The sequence below is a fragment of the Flavobacterium sp. genome (assembly GCF_035292545.1).
Classification (GTDB): Bacteria; Bacteroidota; Bacteroidia; order Flavobacteriales; family Flavobacteriaceae; genus Flavobacterium.
In genome coordinates this window covers 37,202-56,846 of record NZ_DATDPV010000073.1, presented here as the reverse complement: position 1 = coordinate 56,846, position 19,645 = coordinate 37,202, and the positions used below count along the sequence as shown (strand labels likewise).

General features: G+C 35.1%; 17 protein-coding genes. 15 read left to right on the top strand and 2 right to left on the bottom strand.

Translation table 11 applies throughout. The features are described 5' to 3' along the window. Positions 1–79: 79 nt before the first annotated feature. The 3 genes from VI621_RS12350 to VI621_RS12340 all read left to right on the top strand — a co-directional run bounded on the left by VI621_RS12350 (position 80) and on the right by VI621_RS12340 (position 5,016). On the top strand, positions 80–1,840 hold the full coding sequence (locus tag VI621_RS12350) for an ABC transporter ATP-binding protein (RefSeq protein ID WP_324218704.1): 1,761 nt from the start codon (positions 80–82) through the stop codon (positions 1,838–1,840). 71 nt (positions 1,841–1,911) lie between these two features. Further along, on the top strand, positions 1,912–2,289 hold the full coding sequence (locus VI621_RS12345) for a PUR family DNA/RNA-binding protein (RefSeq protein ID WP_324218703.1): 378 nt from the start codon (positions 1,912–1,914) through the stop codon (positions 2,287–2,289). A gap of 186 nt (positions 2,290–2,475) precedes the next feature. Beyond that, entirely contained in the window at positions 2,476–5,016 is a 2,541-nt protein-coding gene (locus VI621_RS12340) for a cation-translocating P-type ATPase (protein WP_324218702.1), read from the top strand. Here VI621_RS12340 and VI621_RS12335 read toward each other — a convergent pair. After that, entirely contained in the window at positions 4,985–5,320 is a 336-nt protein-coding gene (locus VI621_RS12335; RefSeq protein ID WP_324218701.1) for a tRNA-binding protein, read from the bottom strand. The two genes, VI621_RS12340 and VI621_RS12335, sit on opposite strands and share 32 nt — an antisense overlap. A gap of 112 nt (positions 5,321–5,432) precedes the next feature. Here VI621_RS12335 and VI621_RS12330 point away from each other — a divergent pair, with 112 nt between their 5' ends. Beyond that, positions 5,433–5,987, top strand: coding sequence for a thioredoxin family protein (locus VI621_RS12330; RefSeq protein ID WP_324218700.1), 555 nt, complete (start codon positions 5,433–5,435; stop codon positions 5,985–5,987). A gap of 57 nt (positions 5,988–6,044) precedes the next feature. Here the strand turns inward: VI621_RS12330 and VI621_RS12325 are convergent, their stop codons facing one another. Next, the gene (locus VI621_RS12325) at positions 6,045–6,977 is read right to left on the bottom strand and encodes a peptidylprolyl isomerase (protein WP_324218699.1); all 933 of its coding nucleotides are present in this window, start codon (positions 6,975–6,977) and stop codon (positions 6,045–6,047) included. A gap of 126 nt (positions 6,978–7,103) precedes the next feature. Between VI621_RS12325 and VI621_RS12320 the strand changes: the two genes are divergently transcribed. The 11 genes from VI621_RS12320 to VI621_RS12270 all read left to right on the top strand — a co-directional run bounded on the left by VI621_RS12320 (position 7,104) and on the right by VI621_RS12270 (position 19,644). Further along, on the top strand, positions 7,104–7,562 hold the full coding sequence (locus VI621_RS12320; protein WP_324218698.1) for a GNAT family N-acetyltransferase: 459 nt from the start codon (positions 7,104–7,106) through the stop codon (positions 7,560–7,562). Positions 7,563–7,627: 65 nt separating this feature from the next. Further along, positions 7,628–8,305: a tRNA (guanosine(37)-N1)-methyltransferase TrmD gene (trmD, locus tag VI621_RS12315; protein WP_324218697.1), complete on the top strand. Its 678-nt coding sequence runs from the start codon at positions 7,628–7,630 to the stop codon at positions 8,303–8,305. 154 nt (positions 8,306–8,459) lie between these two features. Continuing rightward, positions 8,460–8,810, top strand: a complete 351-nt coding sequence (gene rplS, locus VI621_RS12310; RefSeq protein ID WP_324218696.1) for a 50S ribosomal protein L19 — start codon at positions 8,460–8,462, stop codon at positions 8,808–8,810. A 225-nt stretch (positions 8,811–9,035) separates the two neighbouring features. Beyond that, positions 9,036–10,259, top strand: a complete 1,224-nt coding sequence (locus VI621_RS12305) for an isocitrate dehydrogenase (NADP(+)) (RefSeq protein ID WP_324218695.1) — start codon at positions 9,036–9,038, stop codon at positions 10,257–10,259. Between the two features lie 133 nt (positions 10,260–10,392). Continuing rightward, positions 10,393–12,765, top strand: coding sequence for a TonB-dependent receptor (locus VI621_RS12300; RefSeq protein ID WP_324218694.1), 2,373 nt, complete (start codon positions 10,393–10,395; stop codon positions 12,763–12,765). A 13-nt stretch (positions 12,766–12,778) separates the two neighbouring features. After that, on the top strand, positions 12,779–13,600 hold the full coding sequence (locus tag VI621_RS12295) for a DUF4249 domain-containing protein (protein WP_324218693.1): 822 nt from the start codon (positions 12,779–12,781) through the stop codon (positions 13,598–13,600). A 50-nt stretch (positions 13,601–13,650) separates the two neighbouring features. Then, complete coding sequence (locus tag VI621_RS12290; RefSeq protein WP_324218692.1) at positions 13,651–16,002, top strand: T9SS type B sorting domain-containing protein; 2,352 nt, start codon at positions 13,651–13,653, stop codon at positions 16,000–16,002. An 18-nt stretch (positions 16,003–16,020) separates the two neighbouring features. Then, positions 16,021–16,683, top strand: coding sequence for a thiamine diphosphokinase (locus VI621_RS12285; RefSeq protein ID WP_324218691.1), 663 nt, complete (start codon positions 16,021–16,023; stop codon positions 16,681–16,683). Positions 16,684–16,714: 31 nt separating this feature from the next. Continuing rightward, positions 16,715–17,176: a Gmad2 immunoglobulin-like domain-containing protein gene (locus tag VI621_RS12280; protein ID WP_324218690.1), complete on the top strand. Its 462-nt coding sequence runs from the start codon at positions 16,715–16,717 to the stop codon at positions 17,174–17,176. A 248-nt stretch (positions 17,177–17,424) separates the two neighbouring features. Next, positions 17,425–18,477: a glycosyltransferase family 9 protein gene (locus VI621_RS12275; protein WP_324218689.1), complete on the top strand. Its 1,053-nt coding sequence runs from the start codon at positions 17,425–17,427 to the stop codon at positions 18,475–18,477. Positions 18,478–18,864: 387 nt separating this feature from the next. After that, positions 18,865–19,644: an ABC transporter permease gene (locus tag VI621_RS12270; protein ID WP_324218688.1), complete on the top strand. Its 780-nt coding sequence runs from the start codon at positions 18,865–18,867 to the stop codon at positions 19,642–19,644. The last annotated feature ends 1 nt before the right edge of the window (position 19,645 follow it).

Here is a 19,645-nt window from a genome sequence, read left to right as displayed (position 1 = left end):
AATTGAAAATTCATTAAAAACACATTATTAATGTTTTTAGCTAAATAATCCCAACTAAAGCAATAATTATCACAATAAAATGAAAGAATTACAATATTTAAATAAATATTTCGTAAAATATAAATACCGTTTTCTGTTAGGTATTTTCATCACAATAGTAGCCCAGATCTTTTCTTTGTTCACTCCAAAGTTAATCAGTAAATCATTTAAAGCTATTGAATCGTTTTCTAAAAATGGCGTTGTGGACACTTCTATTATTCGTAATGAATTGTTGCATAACATTTTATTAATCATTGCTACCACTATTATCGCCGGATTTCTTACTTTTTTAATGCGACAAACTTTAATTGTAATGTCCCGTCACGTAGAATTCGATTTAAAAAATGAAGTTTTTAGACAATATGAAAACTTATCGCAAAATTTTTACAAGCAAAACCGGACTGGAGATTTGATGAACCGCATTAGCGAAGATGTGGGAAAAGTGCGTATGTATGTTGGGCCAGCCGTGATGTACACTATAAATACCTTCATTCGTTTTGCCATTGTAATTGTCTATATGTATAATGTATCGCCACGATTGACTTTATACACATTGCTTCCGTTACCGATTTTATCTTACATTATTTTTAAATTGAGTTCAGAAATCAATAAAAGAAGTACCGTTTTTCAACAATATTTATCTAAAGTTTCAAGTTTTACACAAGAAATTTTCTCTGGAATCCGAGTGATAAAAGCCTATTCATTAGAAAATCAACATCAAAACAACCTCGTCAGTTTGTCTTTAGAAAGCAAAGCAAAAAGCATGAGTCTGGCAAAAGTACAATCCTTATTTGGACCTTTAATGTTGGCTTTAATTGGCGTAAGTAACTTAGTCGTTATTTATTTTGGAGGAATGATGTATATCAACGGCAGCATAAAAAGCATCGGGACCATTGCCGAATTTATTCTGTACGTCAATATGTTAACCTGGCCAGTTGCTTCATTAGGTTGGGTTTCCTCAATGGTTCAGGAAGCAGAAGCCTCGCAAAAACGTATTAATGAATTTCTGAAAATTGAACCAGAAATCAAAAATAACTCCAAAGAACATTCTGTTATAAAAGGTTCGATTGCTTTTAATAATGTGAATTTTACTTATGAGGACACAAATATTAAAGCGTTACAAAATGTTTCATTTACGGTAAATAAAGGCGAAACATTGGCCATTCTAGGAAAAACAGGATCCGGAAAATCAAGCATTGTCTCTTTGATTAGCCGTTTGTATGATGTTAGCAATGGTGAAATTCTAATCGATGATAAAAACATTCGCGAGGTTAATTTATATGATTTGCGAAACAGCATCGGAATCGTTCCTCAAGACGCCTTTTTATTTTCGGACACGATAAAAAACAATATCAAATTCGGTAAAGAAAATGCTACCGACGAGGAAGTGATGGAAGCAGCTAAAAAAGCCGTGGTTCATGACAATATCATCAATTTCAACAAACAATATGAAACCATTTTGGGAGAACGCGGCATCACACTTTCCGGTGGGCAAAAGCAGCGTGTTTCCATTGCGAGAGCGATTATCAAAGATCCCGAAATTTTACTGCTGGACGATTGCCTGTCAGCGGTAGATACAGAAACTGAAGAGGCCATTTTGAATAATTTATTGGAATTTTGCAAAGACAAAACCACCATTATTGTCACTCATAGGGTTTCCTCAGCTAAAAATGCAGATAAAATCATCATTCTCGAAGAAGGAAAAATTATCCAACAAGGTTCTCATAATCAATTGGTAAACCAAGATGGTTACTATAAAGAACTATATCTGAAACAACTTTCTGAAAAAGAATTAGGCTAATTGTTGTTTTGTACTACATTTTTTATCATTTTTGAATTGTAATTAACACACCAAAAATTGATAGAACGATTATGAGAGAAAATGATATGTTAGAAAAAGAGGAAATCTTTTCTAAAGTTTTAAGAGCAGGAAGAAGGACATATTTCTTCGATGTGAGAGCAACAAAAGCAGACGATTATTACATTACCATTACCGAAAGCAAAAAATTTACCGAAGAAGATGGTTCTTTCCATTTCAAGAAACACAAAATTTATTTATACAAAGAAGATTTTGCCGCTTTCGCAGAAATTTTAGAAGAAATGACCTCTTACGTTTTGAACCACAAAGGCGAAGAAGTAATTTCTGAAAGACACCAAAAAGATTTCAAAAAAGAATATTTTACAGAGAAAACTGAAGACGAAATACCTCAAACATCAAGTTTTACTGATATCAGTTTTGACGACATTTAATTTCGTTTAAATTATAAATTTCTAAAAGTCCGAAAGTCGAAAGATTCTTGGACTTTTTTATGTTTTAAAAACATCGATTTTAAACTTTATAACAGTACTATTATATTTTCAATAACCTACTCTTCATCATCATTTTATAACACTAAAAACCTTAAATTTGAGTATTCTCATTCTATCTGTGTTATAATGTCTGAAAAAATAAATTTTCCTGAAAATATAATCGGCCTGACTGATGCTGAAGTATTGGCTTCAAGAGAAAAATTCGGTACCAACGAGCAAATACACAAACCAAAATACAAATGGTGGCTAGCACTTTTAGATATCCTTAAAGAACCTATGCTGTTGCTGCTAATTGCCGTAGCTATTATCTATTTTACCTTAGGACAATATGGTGAAGCCTATTTTATGCTCGCCGCTTTGGTAGTGGTTTCCGGAATTTCATTCTATCAGGACAATCGCAGCCGAAAAGCTTTGGAAGCTTTGGAAAAGCTGAATGAACCTTTGAGCAGCGTCTTGCGAAACGGCGAGGCACAAAGCATTCCAACTAAAGACATCGTCGTAAACGACCTCGTTATTGCTAAAGAAGGAAACACAATCAATGCCGATGGGCAGATTGTTCACAGTAACGACTTTTCAGTCAATGAATCGTCGCTTACCGGTGAAGCCTTTTCTGTTTTTAAATCGGAAAAAACAGAAGAAAAAAGCGTTTTTAGCGGCACTTTAGTCGCTTCCGGATTAGCAGTTTATCGCGTGACTGAAATTGGATTAAACTCTAAAATCGGTAAACTCGGTTCCTCAATACTCAACATCAAAGAAGAGCCAACACCGCTGCAAGTACAAATTGAAAAGTTTGTAAAAGTTATGGCTATTATTGGAATTTCAATTTTCCTGTTGGTTTGGGGAGTGTATTTCTGGAAAACGCAAGATTTTCTGCATAGTTTATTGAAAGGTTTAACCTTGGCCATGTCTATTCTTCCTGAAGAAATTCCGGTTGCGTTTACCACTTTTATGGCATTAGGTTCGTGGCGATTAATGAAAGAAGGAATTATTGTAAAAAAAATTCGTACCGTGGAAACCTTAGGAAGTGCGACGGTGATTTGCACGGACAAAACAGGAACAATTACAGAAAATAAAATGAGCCTGCAATCGGTTTTTGCATTCAGTAGCGACCAATTATACGAAGATGGAAACTGGAACACAGACGAAGCTAAAAGAGTAATTGAAATTGCAATGTGGGCGAGTGAGCCGGTCCCGTTTGATCCGATGGAAAAAACCCTTCATCACGAATACGAAAAAATCACTTCATCAGACATCAGAGACCAATTTTCTATGATGCATGAATATCCGCTAGACGGGATTCCACCTATGATGACACATGTTTTTCAAAATCACGAAGGCAAACGAATTATCGCTGCAAAAGGTGGACCCGAAGCCATTATTAAGGTTTCTAACCTCAACACAGCCGAACAAAACAAAATCAATAAAACCATTGAAACGTTATCTGCCAAAGGGTATCGCATCCTTGGTGTTGGCTATTCCGATTTTGAAGGGACGGATTTCCCTAAAACCCAACAGGAAATTCCGTTTCATTTTGTTGGTTTAGTGGTGTTTTATGATCCGCCTAAAGCAAATATTCAACATGTTATTGAACAGTTTTATGAAGCGGGAATTGAGGTAAAAGTTATTACTGGCGATAATAGCCTCACCACGAAAGCCATTGCTGAAAAAGCAGGAATTAAAAACGCTTCGAGTACCATAGACGGCAAGGAAATTATGCAATTGAACGAGGCAGAAATGCTAAAAGCCATCCAAAATACTACCTTGCTCACCCGCATGTTTCCCGAAGCAAAATTGGCTGTTATGAATGCCTTGAAAAAAGACCACCAAGTCGTAGCCATGGTTGGTGATGGTGTAAATGATGGTCCGGCGTTAAAGGCTTCTCATATTGGTATCGCGATGGGTAAAAAAGGAACTGAAATCGCAAAAACTGCTGCCGACCTAATTTTAGTAGAGGACGATTTATCAAAAATGGTGGAGGCTGTTGCCGCTGGAAGACGTATTTATACTAACATAAAAAAAGCAATTCAGTATATCGTTTCTATTCACATTCCTATCATTCTTACGGTTTCTTTACCATTATTTTTTGGATGGATTTATCCTGATATTTTCACTCCGGTTCATGTGATTTTCTTAGAATTAATAATGGGGCCGATGTGTTCTATTGTTTATGAAAATGAACCTGCCGAAAAAAATAGCATGAAACAACCGCCACGTCAGTTGGGCAGTACTTTTTTATCACTAAAAGAAATGGGTATCAGCATTATTCAAGGGATTGTGATTGCAATGGGAATTTTGTTTGTGTACCAATTTACTGTTCAAAATGGTGGCAATGAGCCTTTGACAAGAACAATGGTTTTTACGACGCTGGTTTTTTCTAATATTATTTTATCGCTTGTAAATCGCTCATTTTATTACTCGGTGTTGGCTTCGTTGCAAAACAAAAATAATATGATGGTGTATGCCAATTCGTTAACTCTTCTGTTACTGGCGTTGATTTTATATGTTACACCAATAGCAAATTTTTTCAAAGTGCTTCCTTTACAAATAAAAGAAATAGGAATTTGTTTGATGATTAGTGCCGTTTCTGTTCTTTGGATTGAAATTTGGAAATGGAACACACGGAGAAAATCTAAAATTATCCAATCCGCAACCCATTCTCAACCTTAAAATCAGGTTGCAATAAAACAATATCGTTCTCCGCCCCCATTGCGCCTAATACTAAACATTCGCTCATGAATTTGCCAATTTGCTTTTTTGGAAAATTGACTACGGCAATAATTTGTCGGTTTAATAAATCTTCTTTTTGATATCTTTTGGTGATTTGTGCCGAAGATTTCAGGATTCCTATTGTATTCCCAAAGTCAATCGTGAGTTGATAGGCTGGTTTTCTGGCTTCAGGAAAATCATTCACTTCGATAATCGTTCCTACTCGCATTCCTACCTTTTCGAAATCAGACCAAGTTAATTCCATAGTTTTGTTTGATATTGATAGTTGATATTATTTTACTGACTAATTTACAGTTTCCAATCCAAAAAACAATCCTTTTTTCATAACTTTAAACTTTAAACCTAAAGCAACCAAAATGGCACAAACTCCATCGAATATGTTACCCCTCGGCACAATTGCTCCTGAGTTTTATTTGAAAGACACGAATTCCGGCGATTGGTTTTCTTTTGCGGATTTAAAAGGTGAAAAAGGAACTTTGGTCATGTTTATTTGCAATCACTGTCCCTTTGTGCATCATGTTCTTGAAGAAATTTTAATGATTGCCAATGATTATCGTGTCCAAGGTGTTGGAATCATTGCTATTTCGAGTAATGATGTCGTAAAATATCCACAGGATGCTCCCGAATTGATGACTGAATTTGCTTTTCAGAATAATTTTGAGTTCCCATATCTTTATGATGAAACGCAGGAAGTGGCTAAAGCCTATGATGCGGCATGTACACCTGATTTTTTCTTGTTCGACAATCAAAACAGATTGGTTTATCGTGGCCAACTGGATGACAGCAGACCCGGAAACGGTATTCCATTAAGCGGAAATGATTTGCGTGGCGCTATAGATGGCGTGGTTTACAACCGAGTAATCAATCCGAATCAGAAACCAAGTATTGGCTGTAATATTAAGTGGAAATAAAAATTATAAAAAAAGCACTCATTTCTGAGTGCTTTTTTTAATATATTTTGCGAAATATTATTTCACATCCATTAATTCTACGTCAAAAATCAAAGTAGCATTTGGTGGAATTGCTCCGCCAGCACCACGAGATCCGTAACCTAAATGTGCCGGAATCACGAAACGTGCTTTGTCACCTACTTGCAACAAGGCAATTCCTTCATCCCAACCTTCGATTACATTTCCTTGTCCTAATGGAAATTCGATTGGTTTTTTTCTTGGATAGGAACTGTCAAAAACTTTTCCGTCTTCTAATTGTCCCGTGTAATGAACCGAAACGATTTTGCCATTTACTGCTTTTTTACCGGTTCCTCTTTGGATAAATTGGTAACGCAAACCGCTCTCTGTTTTTTCGAAACCAGCCGCTAATTTTTCCATTGCTGCTTCAGCATCAGCTTTTAAAGACGCATCACGTTTGTTACGGGCTCCTTTAAAATTGATAAAAGCTTCGATGGCATTCCAATTTTTAGCTTCATCACCTACTCTGATGATTTCTAAAGTTTCCAATGTATCCCCTTGTTCCACAGCATCAACAATATCCTGACCTTCTACTACATGTCCAAAAACAGTATGTTTATTGTCTAACCAATCCGTTGGAATGTGAGTGATATAAAATTGAGAACCGTTTGTTCCAGGTCCTGAATTGGCCATTGCCAAAACACCTGGACGGTTGTGTTTTAAACTTGGGTGAAATTCATCATCAAATTTATAACCTGGATCTCCAGTTCCTGTTCCTAGTGGACAACCACCTTGGATCATGAAATTAGGAATTACTCGGTGAAATTTTAATCCGTCGTAAAATTTAACGCCTTGTGGTTTTACTTTATTTTCAAGATTTCCTTCTGCCAATCCTACGAAGTTCCCTACTGTTCCCGGAGTTAAATCGTGTGTTAGTTTTACTAAAATAGCACCTTTTGTAGTGTTGAATTTAGCATATATTCCGTTTTCCATGGTTTTTATTTTTTTATTGAAGTGCAAAATTACGAATTATAACTATAAATGTTTCATAAATAAAATGAAATCCAATATGGCTAAAGAGAAATCTCTTTAAATTTGTCAGCTGAAATTTATATCAAAATGACAACCAAAATAATTCCTTACAAATCCGAATATAAAAATCAATTCATTTCATTAAACAAAGCGTGGCTTGAAGAATATTTTTTTGTTGAACCACACGATATGGAAGTGTTTGAAAACATTGAAGACGTTATTTTAAAACCGGGTGGAGAAATTTTCTTTTGTTTGGTTGATAATGAAGTGGCGGGAACCGTTGCCATGCAAAAAGTCAATGACACTACTTTTGAGTTGGCTAAATTGGCTGTTGATAAAAAATTTCAAGGAAAAAAATTAAGCTCCCTATTAATGGATGCGTGTATCGCTTTTGCAAAAGAGAAAAAAGCGACCAAAATTATGTTGGTTTCCAGCACAAAATTAGACACTGCTTTAAACTTGTATCGAAAATATAATTTCATTGAAACGCCATTGGATGAAACGGATTATCACCGAGCCGATATCCAAATGGAACTGCATCTATAAGTAGTTTTCTAACTTCTGAATATTTAATTTTAGTTGACTAACTTTGCACTCTGAAAAATAAAATTATGCGCATCGATATTGTTACCGTTTTACCTGAATTACTGCGAAGTCCGTTTGAAGCTTCGATTATGAAACGCGCTATCGACAAGGGAATTGTGGAGGTACATTTTCATAATTTGAGAGATTATACGACCAACAAACAAAAGAGTGTCGATGATTATCCTTTTGGCGGAGGTGCCGGAATGGTAATGACGGTTCAACCGATTGATGCTTGTATCACGCATTTGAAAAGCGAAAGAGCATACGATGAAATCATTTATATGACACCAGATGGGGAAACATTGAACCAAAAAATGTGCAACACTATGTCGATGTATAAAAACATTATCATTCTTTGCGGACATTATAAAGGGGTGGATCAACGCGTGCGGGATCATTTTATTACGAAAGAAATTTCGATTGGTGATTATGTTTTGTCTGGCGGAGAATTGGGCGCTTTGGTTTTATCAGATGCTTTAATCCGATTGATTCCAGGCGTTCTGAGTGATGAAACTTCGGCATTGACCGATAGTTTTCAGGATAATTTGTTATCACCACCTATCTATACAAGACCTGCCGACTACAAAGGTTGGAAAGTTCCTGAGGTTTTAACCAGCGGTCATTTTGCCAAAATTGATAAATGGCGGGAAGATATGGCCTATGAACATACTAAAAACAGAAGACCTGATTTATTAGAAGAATAATGATGATTGCCGTTTTAGATTTGATATTGAAATAATTTACAACTCATAACTCATAACTCATAACTTTTTTTTACCTTTGCACCCTAATTTGGACCAACCTCTGGCGAAATCCGTGTATGTTGCTCTAATTCAAAACCATAATTAAAAAAATATCATGGCAGATTTAATGAAATTCGTTCAAGACGAATTCGTAACAAGAAAAGAATTCCCTGCTTTCGGAGCTGGTGATACCATCACTGTTTACTACGAAATTAAAGAGGGTGAAAAAACTAGAACACAGTTTTTCAAAGGTGTAGTAATCCAAAGAAGAGGTTCTGCAAACACTGAAACTTTTACTATTCGTAAAATGTCAGGTGCTGTAGGAGTTGAACGTATCTTCCCGGTAAACTTGCCTGCTTTACAAAAAGTTGAAATCAACAAAAAAGGTGCAGTTCGTAGAGCTAGAATTTTCTACTTCAGAGAACTTACTGGTAAAAAAGCAAAAATTAAAGATAAAAGAAGATAGTCAACTATCTCTTTATGATAAAAGTCCTGACATTGTCGGGACTTTTTTTTTGGATAATTTAAAGCCGAAAATTATCACATTCGGAATTAAAAGACCAGAAATTATCAAATCATTAAAATATTGTTCGATATCAAAAGTAAATTAGATAACATTTACTAATGAACTTTGATTTTTTTATATTTGCGGACAAGATTTTAAATTCCAAAAAAATAACACACCAATAGTATGACAAAAATTAAAGTAGCCAACCCAATTGTAGAATTGGATGGAGATGAAATGACACGAATTATTTGGGCATTTATAAAAGACAAATTAATTCTTCCTTATCTTGAATTGGATATTAAATATTACGATTTAGGGATTGAAAGCAGAGAAGCGACTAAAGATCAAATCACGATAGATTCGGCTGAAGCCATTAAAAAATACAATGTAGGGATCAAATGCGCTACCATCACTCCAGATGAAGACCGCGTAAAAGAATTCAACCTTTCTAAAATGTGGAAATCTCCAAACGGAACCATTCGTAACATCGTAGGCGGAACCGTATTTAGAGAACCAATTATCATGAGCAACGTACCGCGTTATGTTCAGGGTTGGACTAAACCAATCGTTATTGGTCGTCACGCTTTTGGAGATCAATACAAAGCTACTGATACCGTTATCAAAGGAAAAGGAAAACTAACGATGACTTTTGTTCCTGAAGTAGGCGAAACAAAAACTTGGGAAGTGTATGATTACGAAGGTGACGGCGTTGCTATGGCAATGTACAACACCGATGAAAGCATCTACGGATTTGCTCATTCTTCGTTCCAAATGGCATTAACCAAAAAATGGCCTTTATATCTTTCTACAAAAAACACCATTTTGAAAGCGTATGATGGACGTTTCAAAGATATTTTTGAAGAAGTATTCCAAAAAGATTACAAATCAAAATTTGAAGCACTAAAAATTACTTACGAACACAGACTAATCGATGACATGGTTGCTTCAGCAATGAAATGGAGCGGTGGATTTGTTTGGGCTTGTAAAAATTACGATGGTGATGTTCAATCCGATACTGTAGCACAAGGATTTGGTTCATTAGGGCTAATGACTTCAGTTTTGGTAACCCCTGACGGAAAAACGGTTGAAGCAGAAGCCGCTCACGGAACTGTAACAAGACACTTTAGACAACACCAACAAGGAAAAGCAACTTCTACTAACCCAATTGCATCCATTTTTGCATGGACAAGAGGATTGGAACACAGAGGGAAACTAGACGGAAATAAAGAACTGATTGATTTCTGTCATACGCTAGAACAGGTATGTATTGATACTGTGGAAAGCGGAAAAATGACCAAAGATTTAGCGATGTTAGTAAAACCAGTTGGTTTAACTGAAGCTGATTACTTAACTACAGAAAATTTCTTGGAGGAAATTAAAGAAAACTTAGAAACTAAATTAGCCTAATTTTTTTTTTAGAATATATTAAAAAAGACGACCGGTAATGGTCGTCTTTTTTGTTTTCTTAACGATACATTAACATTTGATGAAGGCCAATTGGTTTTTAATTTGGTCAAATTTGTAGTTCTAAATAAAAGCTATGATTTCAAAGAAAACCATTATTCTGCTTACTGTTTTATTATCCGCCATCTCTTCTTTTTCGCAGGAAAAATTTACACTCAGCGGAATCATTACCGATGCAGCCAGTAATGAAACTTTGATTGGTGTCAATGTCACCGTTGCTTCACTAAATGCGAATGCCACCACAAATGAATATGGTTTTTATTCCATTACACTTCCAAATGGTGATTACAAAGTAGCCGTAAGTTATATCGGTTTTCAATCAGTAGAAACTACGATTTCCCTTTCGAAAAACACAAAACTAAATTTCTCTTTGAATGAAAGCGGCGAAGAACTTCAGGAAGTCATCATCACCGAAAAAACCACTACCAATACCCGAAAAGCAGAAATGAGCGTTAATAAACTCTCGATTGCTACCATCAAAAAAATGCCCGTTGTTCTGGGTGAAGTTGATGTTTTAAAATCCATTTTATTGCTTCCGGGAGTTACCAATGCCGGAGAAGGCGCGTCCGGTTTCAATGTTCGCGGTGGCGGTGCGGATCAGAATTTAATCTTATTGGACGAGGCGACTATTTTCAATTCTTCCCATGTTTTCGGATTCTTCTCGGTTTTTAATCCCGATGCCATCAAGGATTTAAAATTGTACAAAGGCGGAATTCCATCGCGTTTTGGCGGAAGAGCCTCATCGGTTTTGGATATTTATCAAAAAGACGGAAACTCAAAAGATTTCCACATGAATGGTGGAATCGGTTTAATTTCGAGCCGAATTCTCGCCGAAGGACCAATCGTAAAAGACAAAGGCTCGTTCCTTATTGGCGGTCGCGCTTCTTATGCGCATTTGTTTCTGAAACTAACCGACAATAAAAATTCAGCCTATTTTTATGATTTGAATACAAAGTTAAATTATAAAGTAGATAACAACAACAGCCTGTTTCTTTCCGGTTATTTCGGTAGGGATGTTTTTAATTTAGACGGCAGTTTTACCAATATTTACGGAAATTCTACATTAAATGTGCGTTGGAATCATTTATTTTCGGAAAAATTATTCTCGAATTTATCCCTGATTTACAGTGATTATTATTACGGTTTAGTCTTGGATTTTGTAGGATTCAAATATGATTCCGGCATTAAAAATTATAATATCAAATACGATTTCAAAAATTATATTTCCGATAAAATCAAACTGAATTATGGCGTCAATTCAATTTACTATGATTTTAATCCGGGAACGATTAATCCAACAAACAGCGATTCGGGAATCAATTTCAGACAGCTGGACCAAAAATATGCTTTTGAGCCCTCCGTTTATCTGGAAGCCGAACATAAAATTTCCGATAAGTTATCTTTAATGTATGGCTTGCGTTACAGCATGTTTTACCGATTGGGAGCTTCCACCGTAAATTTATACGAAAACAATCAGGCAGTGACTTTTAATGAGGAATTGAAAATTTACGAAAAAGGAATTCCAATCGGGACAGAATATTTCGGAAGCAACAAAATGATTGCCTCTTTCGGTAATTTTGAACCTCGATTTGCCGCTTCCTATTCTTTAGATGAAAATCAATCCATCAAAGCGAGTTTCAACCGCATGACCCAGTATTTACAGTTGGTCTCCAACACTTCCTCTCCTACTCCGTTGGATGTCTGGACGCCAAGTGACAAATTTATCAAACCACAAATTGCGGATCAGGTGGCAGTGGGTTATTTTAGAAATTTCCACAACGATGATTATTCATTAGAAGTGGAATCGTTCTATAAAGAAGTAAAAAACCGAATCGATTACATCGATGGCGCTGATTTGATTGCCAACGAAGCATTAGAACAAGTCATCCTAAACGGCCAATTAAGAGCCTATGGTTTAGAAGTTTTACTTCGAAAAAACACCGGAAAACTCAATGGCTGGATCTCTTATACTTTATCCCGTTCCGAACAACAAACACCAGGAAGAACGCCAATTGAAACAGGAATCAATAACGGAAATTGGTATAGATCCGCTTATGATAAATTACACAATATTGCTGTTACCAGCGCTTATAATCTGAATAAAAAATGGGCTTTCGGCGCTAATTTTACGCTGCAAACCGGACAACCGGTAACCTTTCCAAACGGACAATATCAATATCAGGATATCATCGTTCCGAGTTACGGACTGAGAAACGACAGCAAATTACCGACATACCATCACCTGGATATTTCTGCAACGTACACCCCAAAACCAGAGAAGAAAAAAGGCTGGCAGGCCGAATGGGTTTTTAGCATTTATAATGTATACGACAGGCAAAATGCCGCTTCAATCAATTTCAGGCAAAATGAAACCTCCGGAAACAATGAAGCTGTTCGATTCTCTATATTTGGAGTGGTTCCCGCAGTAAGTTATAATTTTAAGTTTTAAAAAATAGTTAGCTATGAAAAATATAAAATACATTACTTTAATATTAATGGCCATTCTTTTCACGAGTTGCGAAAAAGTAATCGATGTCGATTTAGATTCGGCACCGCCAAGATTGGTTATTGATGCTGCCATCAAATGGACCAAAGGAACGCCCGGAAACGAACAAAAAATAAAATTATCGACAACGGCTCCTTATTTCAGCAATATTATTCCTCCCGTTTCCGGAGCTACCGTTTTTGTTACGGATGCCAATAACACCGTTTTCAATTTCACGGAAACTGTTGGTACTGGCGAATATTTATGTGCTGATTTCGCTCCTGTTTTAAACGGGAATTATGTTTTAACTGTCGTTTATAATGGACAAACTTATACGGCTTCCGAAACCTTAAAACCCGTACCGGTGATTGAATATATCGAGCAAAATAATGAAGGTGGTTTTACAGGTGAAGACATCGAAATCAAAGCTTTTTTTACTGATAATGGAAACACAAACGACTTCTATTTGTTTAAATTCAATCCGAGTTTTGCCGTCATTCCCAACTATGATGTCGCCGAAGATAAATTCTTCCAGGGCAACGCTATTTTTAGTTTGTATTCCAACGAAGACTTAAATCCCGGAGACCAGCTTGAAATTGGCATTTATGGCATTTCGCAACGCTATTACAATTACATGAATATCCTGATTAGTATTGCCGGAACCAATGGCGGCAGCCCTTTTCAATCACCTCCTGCAACCGTTCGCGGTAATATCGTGAATACTACAGACGAAGCCAATTTTGCTTTGGGATATTTCAGTTTATCTGAAGGTGATTCAAGAAATTATATAGTAGAATAAGGCATTATTTATTCACAAAATCATTTATATTTGAAACTTATATAAGTAATATGAGATTACCATTTTTTATAATAATATTTTTCATAAACTTTGCTTATAGTCAGAGTCCGGCTGGTATTTGGTATTTTGGAAGTAAAGCGGGAATTAGCTTTAATACGGGTTCAAATCCTGTTAGTCTCAATGATGGCCAATTGGATACATTTGAAGGTTGCGCAACACTTTGTGATGATTCTGGCAACTTACTTTTTTATACAAATGGTGTGAAAATTTGGAATAGAAATCATTTGGTTATGCCAAATGGTAATGGTTTGTTTGGCGATCCGTCAAGTACCCAATCTGCCATTATCATTCCAAAACCAAATAATACAAATATTTTCTATGTTTTTACTGTTGATGAAATTGGCAAATCAAACGGATTAAATTATAGTATTATTGATTTAACTTTGGATAATGGATTAGGCGATGTTACTTCAAAAAACAATGCTTTAATTACTCCGACGTTGGAAAAAATTACAGTTGTTCAGCACGCTAATGGAATTAATTTTTGGGTTATATCACATAAGTACAATAGCAACCAATTTGTTTGTTATGAAATTACGCCGTCAGGAATTAACGCACCGATAACATCCAATGTTGGAACAACGCTCGGTAATGATCCTCAACGAACAATTGGTTATATGAAATCTTCACCAAATGGAGAATTTGTAGCTTGTGCCAATAGTGGAACCGGAAGCGAAATGCAGCTTTTTAAATTCAACAATACATCAGGACAATTGAATTTGCTTTCAACATCGTCTTTAAATTCAAATAATCTTGGAGCCTATGGAATCGAGTTTTCATCAAACAGTAAGTTCCTTTATGTTTCCAGAATTGACTCTCCAAGTTTTACTTCTCAAATTTTTCAATATGATGTTGAAAGTCAAAACACTACTCTGATCAATCAATCTAAAACCTTAGTTGCTGAGTTTGTTTCCGATGAATTTAACATAGGTACTATCGCAGCACTGCAACTGGCACCAAATCAAAAAATCTATGTGGCTAGAAATAATTGTGCTTTTTTAGGCGTAATAAATAGCCCTAACACACCTGGACTTGGCTGCCAATTTATTCCAAATGCGGTCAGTTTAGGGTCAAATGTTTGCTATTATGGTTTACCCTCTTTTATTACATCTTATTTGGGCCTGAATTTCACCTCTTCTAATTTTTGTTATGGAAGTGCTACCGAATTCAAAATCCCGGAAATTGAAAATGTTATTTCCCAATCTTGGAATTTTGGTGATCTGAGTTCCTCTAATAATACATCTACTCTGGAAGAACCAAGTCATATTTTTATGGCTACTGGAACTTATACCGTTACATTAACAATTCAAACTGCAACAACTACCAAAACTTTTACCAAGCAAATCCAAATCATTGCATCTCCAGTTGCCTATCAACCCACTAATTTTATCTTATGTGGAGATTCAAATAATACTGCGTTATTTACATTGTCTGATAAAAACAATGAAATTCTAGGCAGTCAATCACCATCAGATTATTCTATTTCTTACCATCTCTCATTAATAGAAGCAGAAAACAATGATAATCCATTACCTGCCAATTATACTAATATCAGTAATCCGCAAACAATTTTTGCTCGAATTCAGGCAAATGTCGTTGGTGAATGTTCTGATATTACTTCGTTTCAATTAATTGTAAAACCAAAACCTCAATTAGATTCAGATATCGAAATTTTTTATTGTTTAAACAGCTTTCCTGATAAAATAATTCTTTCAGCGGGAAATCTAAATACAAATGAAGTTTTATCTTTTCAATGGTCTAATGGCGAAACAACTCAAACGATACAAGTCAATGAAGCAGGAATTTATTCAGTTCAAATAACAAACAGTTTTGGTTGTAATGCAACAAGAACAATAACAGTTGTTAATTCCGAAAAAGCGACAATAAATTATACAATCGAGGGAAGCATTGGAAATTATTCTTTAGTCGTAAACCCAATCGGCACAGGAAACTACGTATATTCTTTAGATTATTCCGATGGAATTTATCAAACGAGCAACGTTTTTGAAAATATAATTGCTGGTAATCATATCATCTATGTTAAAGACTTAAATGGATGTGGAGTTGTTTTTGGAGAATTTTATGTAATTGGTTATCCTTTATATTTTACTCCTAATGGAGATGGAATAAATGATTTTTGGAATTTTAAAGGGAGCTTTTTAGATATAAAAACTATTGCTATTTTTGACAGATATGGTAAATTTATTTATGAAATTGAACCTAATTCTCCAGGTTGGGACGGAACTTCCAATAAAAGAAATTTGCCTTCAACTGATTACTGGTTTTATGCCGTTTTAAAAGACGGACAAGAAGTAAAGGGTCATTTTACCCTAAAAAGATAATTGCTATAAACTATAATTATGTCATCACACCACATCGTTCGCGACGACCAAGAACCTGCTTTAATCATTGCCAATGGCGCTGCTTGTAGTAATGAATTGTTAGGACAATTGCTCGAATGGTCTCCATTGGTGATAGTACTCGATTCGGCTATGGAACGAGTCCTAGAATTGGGCATAAAAGTAGATGTATTATTGGGTGATTTCGACCGTGGTTTCGATGCCAATTATTATAAAGAAAAACAATATCCTCTTGAGATTGTACACACGCCAGACCAAAACAAAACAGATTTGGAAAAAGCGTTTGATTACCTCTTTGAGCGAAAAATCCCTGCGGTTAACGTGGTTTGGGCTACCGGAAAACGTGCAGACCATACGATAACAAATCTGACCAATATCGTACGCTACCGGGAACAATTAAAAATCGTAATTATCGATGACCATTCAAAAGTTTTTCTATTACCCAAGAAATTCGAAAAATGGTATCCTGCCAATACGCCTATTTCGTTAATTCCTATTGGTCACGTAACAGGAATTCATTCTGAAAATTTATTTTATCCGTTAAAGAATGACAATCTAACCATTGGCTACCGAACCGGAAGCAGCAATCATGTGGCCAAAGATGGCATTGTAGTTATTGAACATGACGAAGGTGATTTGCTGTTAATGGAATGCTTTGATTAATCGCAATAATAAATATCTTAAACACTTTACTATGAGATACATCTTTTTTTTGTTGGCAATTACTTTGGTAGGATGTAATAGTAACAAGCGGCAAAACGAAACAATTACTAATATTGATACTTTAAAAATCCATTCAGAACCAGCTCAAAATATAAAAACAAAAAAACCAACAGATTCTTTACCGCCAATAAATATTTATTTCAATGAGAGATTCAAAGAAGTAACTGTGGAAAAAATTGATGACCATAAATTTCTTATACAAGGTAAGGGACAAATTTTTGAAGCAAACTTTAGTTGGGTAGTAGAGGATGGACAAGAAGAACTGAAAAAAGGCTTTCAAATGACCGACGCCGGGGCTCCAGAATGGGGAAATTTTAAATTTACTATTGATGTACAAAAGAAACGTGCAAATTCGACCTTACATTTAATTCTATTTGAATCCAGTGCAAAAGACGGGAGCCGCCAATATGAATTACCAATTTTCCTTTATTAATTGCTCAAGTATAATTATTTAAAACAGACAGTATTTAAACCCTGTTTTTAAATGAATTTGGATTCGAAAATTGCTCTGTTTTATTCTCTGGCATAAACGGAATTATAACCTTACATATTGTACATTTGTCAGGTACGAGTTACATTTTGGGTTGTGTTTTTTTGTGTCTATGTAACATAAATATCCTCAACTCCGTTTTTAATTTTTTAACGAAAGACGAGTTCAATAATATATAATATTTTACAAGTATGAATATCTTAAAAAGGGTAAATGTATTCAGAAGGAATTTTATGCGCGGCATTACTAAAAACATTGGTAATTCACATATTAATAGAAACATTGATTTGACCGCTAAAATTGAAATAAAAAGAGTTTTAATCTGCAGGCCTAATGCGAGGCTGGGAAACCTTTTATTGATTACACCGCTTGTACAAGAAATCACAACAACTTTTCCCGACTGTAAAATTGATTTGTTCGTAAAAGGATTTTTAGCACCGACTATATTTAAAAATTATAAAAATATTAATTACATAATTGAGCTGCCTAAAAAACCTTTTAACCACTTGATAAAGTATTTTCAGGTATGGATAAAAATCAAAAGACAACAATATGATATTGTTATAAATGTGGATAAAGGCTCTTCATCCGGCAGATTAGCCACGCAATTTGCTAATGCAAAATACAAATTTTTTGGCGATGTTGATGAAGATTTCCAATCGGAATATGACGATTATGAACACATGGCAAAATCTCCGATTTATAACTTTCGAAATTATTTAACCAAATTAGGGTTCGATAAAAACGACAACCCAATGGCATCATTAGATCTCAAGTTAAGTCCTGTCGAAATTGCTGAAGGTCATAAAGAATTAAAAAAAATAGTGACTAACGAGAAACCGACAATTTGCTTGTTTACCTATGCAACCGGTGATAAATGTTATTCGGAATCCTGGTGGGAGGAATTTTATGAGAGATTAAAATCGGAATACAAAGATTACAATATTATTGAAGTTTTACCTGTTGAAAATGTTTCCCAAATAGCATTCAAAGCACCAACATTTTACAGTAAAGACATTCGTGAAATTGGTTCGCTAATTGCAAATACAGAAATTTTCATTGGTGCTGATAGTGGAATTATGCATTTAGCCAGTGCAGTAAAAACGCCTACAGTTGGGTTATTTTCAGTTACCAATTCAAACAGATATCAGCCCTACAACGATAATAGTGTCGCAATAAACACCAATAATACTAGTACTGAAGAATGCATTAAAATAATAAACCGTATTCTTTTTAACAACTGATTTCAAACACAATATCACAATAAAAAAGGGCAAATGGAAATTGTTCCGAGATTGTCGGAACAGCGATACTTCGCCCACTACACTAAAAAAATAAATCTATTAAAGCGATGAAACTTCATCGCTTTTTCATTTTCATACACTTTGATAGTTTTATAACTAGGTTCCCAGAAGTAAAAAAATTGATACTTTGTCTTATATCCATAAATGGAAATAACTAAGAAAAAAGCGCTAACCAATACTGATATTTTTTTTATTATATTCAATTCCTTTTCTTCCCTATAAAAGCATCACCAAAAAGGATAATTTTAGATACTAATCAACTGAAAATTAACAGAATAATCGTATATTTGAAAAGCCTCTTTTCGTGAAAAATTAATTCATATACAAATGAATAGTATTTTTAAAATAAACGAATTATTCAAAGCCTTCCTGCTTGAAATTGGTGAACTCTCCTATTTTGCCGGTCGTTTTTTTAAAGAAGTTTTCAAGCCTCCACATGAATTTAAAGAATTTCTTCGGCAATGTTTTTATATGGGAAACCGTTCCTTACTGCTTGTTGCTGTTACCGGATTCATCATCGGATTGGTTTTTACATTACAATCAAGACCAACACTTCTTGAATTTGGTGCCGTTTCCTGGATGCCATCAATGGTAAGTATTTCAATTATTCGAGAAATAGGCCCAATTATAACGGCTTTAATCTGTGCGGGACGAATTGGCTCCGGAATTGGAGCCGAATTGGGTTCCATGCGAGTGACTGAACAAATTGATGCCATGGAAGTTTCGGGAACCAATCCTTTTAAATATTTAGTGGTTACCCGGATTTTGGCTACTACTTTTATGCTTCCGATTCTCGTTATTTTTGGTGATGCCATTGCCATTTATGGTTCCTATCTCGTTGAAAATATTAAAGGAAATGTATCCCTTTTATTATATTATAATGAGGTTTTTGAGGCCTTAGAATTCAGCGATCTGATACCGGCTACGACTAAAACATTCTTTTTTGGATTCGCCATAGGACTTGTGGGTTGCTTCAAAGGTTATAATTGTAAAAAAGGAACAGCTGGTGTGGGTCTTGCCGCTAATTCCGCGGTTGTTTTTACTTCAATGCTCCTTTTTATAATTGATTTTGTTGCCGTTTTTGTCACTAATATTTTTTATTATTAAA

Bases quoted from the DNA above. Each gene is read 5' to 3' on its own strand.
- VI621_RS12350 (WP_324218704.1), top strand. From the start codon at position 80: ATGAAAGAATTACAATATTTAAATAAATATTTCGTAAAATATAAATAC.
- VI621_RS12345 (WP_324218703.1), top strand. From the start codon at position 1,912: ATGAGAGAAAATGATATGTTAGAAAAAGAGGAAATCTTTTCTAAAGTT.
- VI621_RS12340 (WP_324218702.1), top strand. From the start codon at position 2,476: ATGTCTGAAAAAATAAATTTTCCTGAAAATATAATCGGCCTGACTGAT.
- VI621_RS12335 (WP_324218701.1), bottom strand. From the start codon at position 5,320: ATGGAATTAACTTGGTCTGATTTCGAAAAGGTAGGAATGCGAGTAGGA.
- VI621_RS12330 (WP_324218700.1), top strand. From the start codon at position 5,433: ATGGCACAAACTCCATCGAATATGTTACCCCTCGGCACAATTGCTCCT.
- VI621_RS12325 (WP_324218699.1), bottom strand. From the start codon at position 6,977: ATGGAAAACGGAATATATGCTAAATTCAACACTACAAAAGGTGCTATT.
- VI621_RS12320 (WP_324218698.1), top strand. From the start codon at position 7,104: ATGACAACCAAAATAATTCCTTACAAATCCGAATATAAAAATCAATTC.
- trmD (WP_324218697.1), top strand. From the start codon at position 7,628: ATGCGCATCGATATTGTTACCGTTTTACCTGAATTACTGCGAAGTCCG.
- rplS (WP_324218696.1), top strand. From the start codon at position 8,460: ATGGCAGATTTAATGAAATTCGTTCAAGACGAATTCGTAACAAGAAAA.
- VI621_RS12305 (WP_324218695.1), top strand. From the start codon at position 9,036: ATGACAAAAATTAAAGTAGCCAACCCAATTGTAGAATTGGATGGAGAT.
- VI621_RS12300 (WP_324218694.1), top strand. From the start codon at position 10,393: ATGATTTCAAAGAAAACCATTATTCTGCTTACTGTTTTATTATCCGCC.
- VI621_RS12295 (WP_324218693.1), top strand. From the start codon at position 12,779: ATGAAAAATATAAAATACATTACTTTAATATTAATGGCCATTCTTTTC.
- VI621_RS12290 (WP_324218692.1), top strand. From the start codon at position 13,651: ATGAGATTACCATTTTTTATAATAATATTTTTCATAAACTTTGCTTAT.
- VI621_RS12285 (WP_324218691.1), top strand. From the start codon at position 16,021: ATGTCATCACACCACATCGTTCGCGACGACCAAGAACCTGCTTTAATC.
- VI621_RS12280 (WP_324218690.1), top strand. From the start codon at position 16,715: ATGAGATACATCTTTTTTTTGTTGGCAATTACTTTGGTAGGATGTAAT.
- VI621_RS12275 (WP_324218689.1), top strand. From the start codon at position 17,425: ATGAATATCTTAAAAAGGGTAAATGTATTCAGAAGGAATTTTATGCGC.
- VI621_RS12270 (WP_324218688.1), top strand. From the start codon at position 18,865: ATGAATAGTATTTTTAAAATAAACGAATTATTCAAAGCCTTCCTGCTT.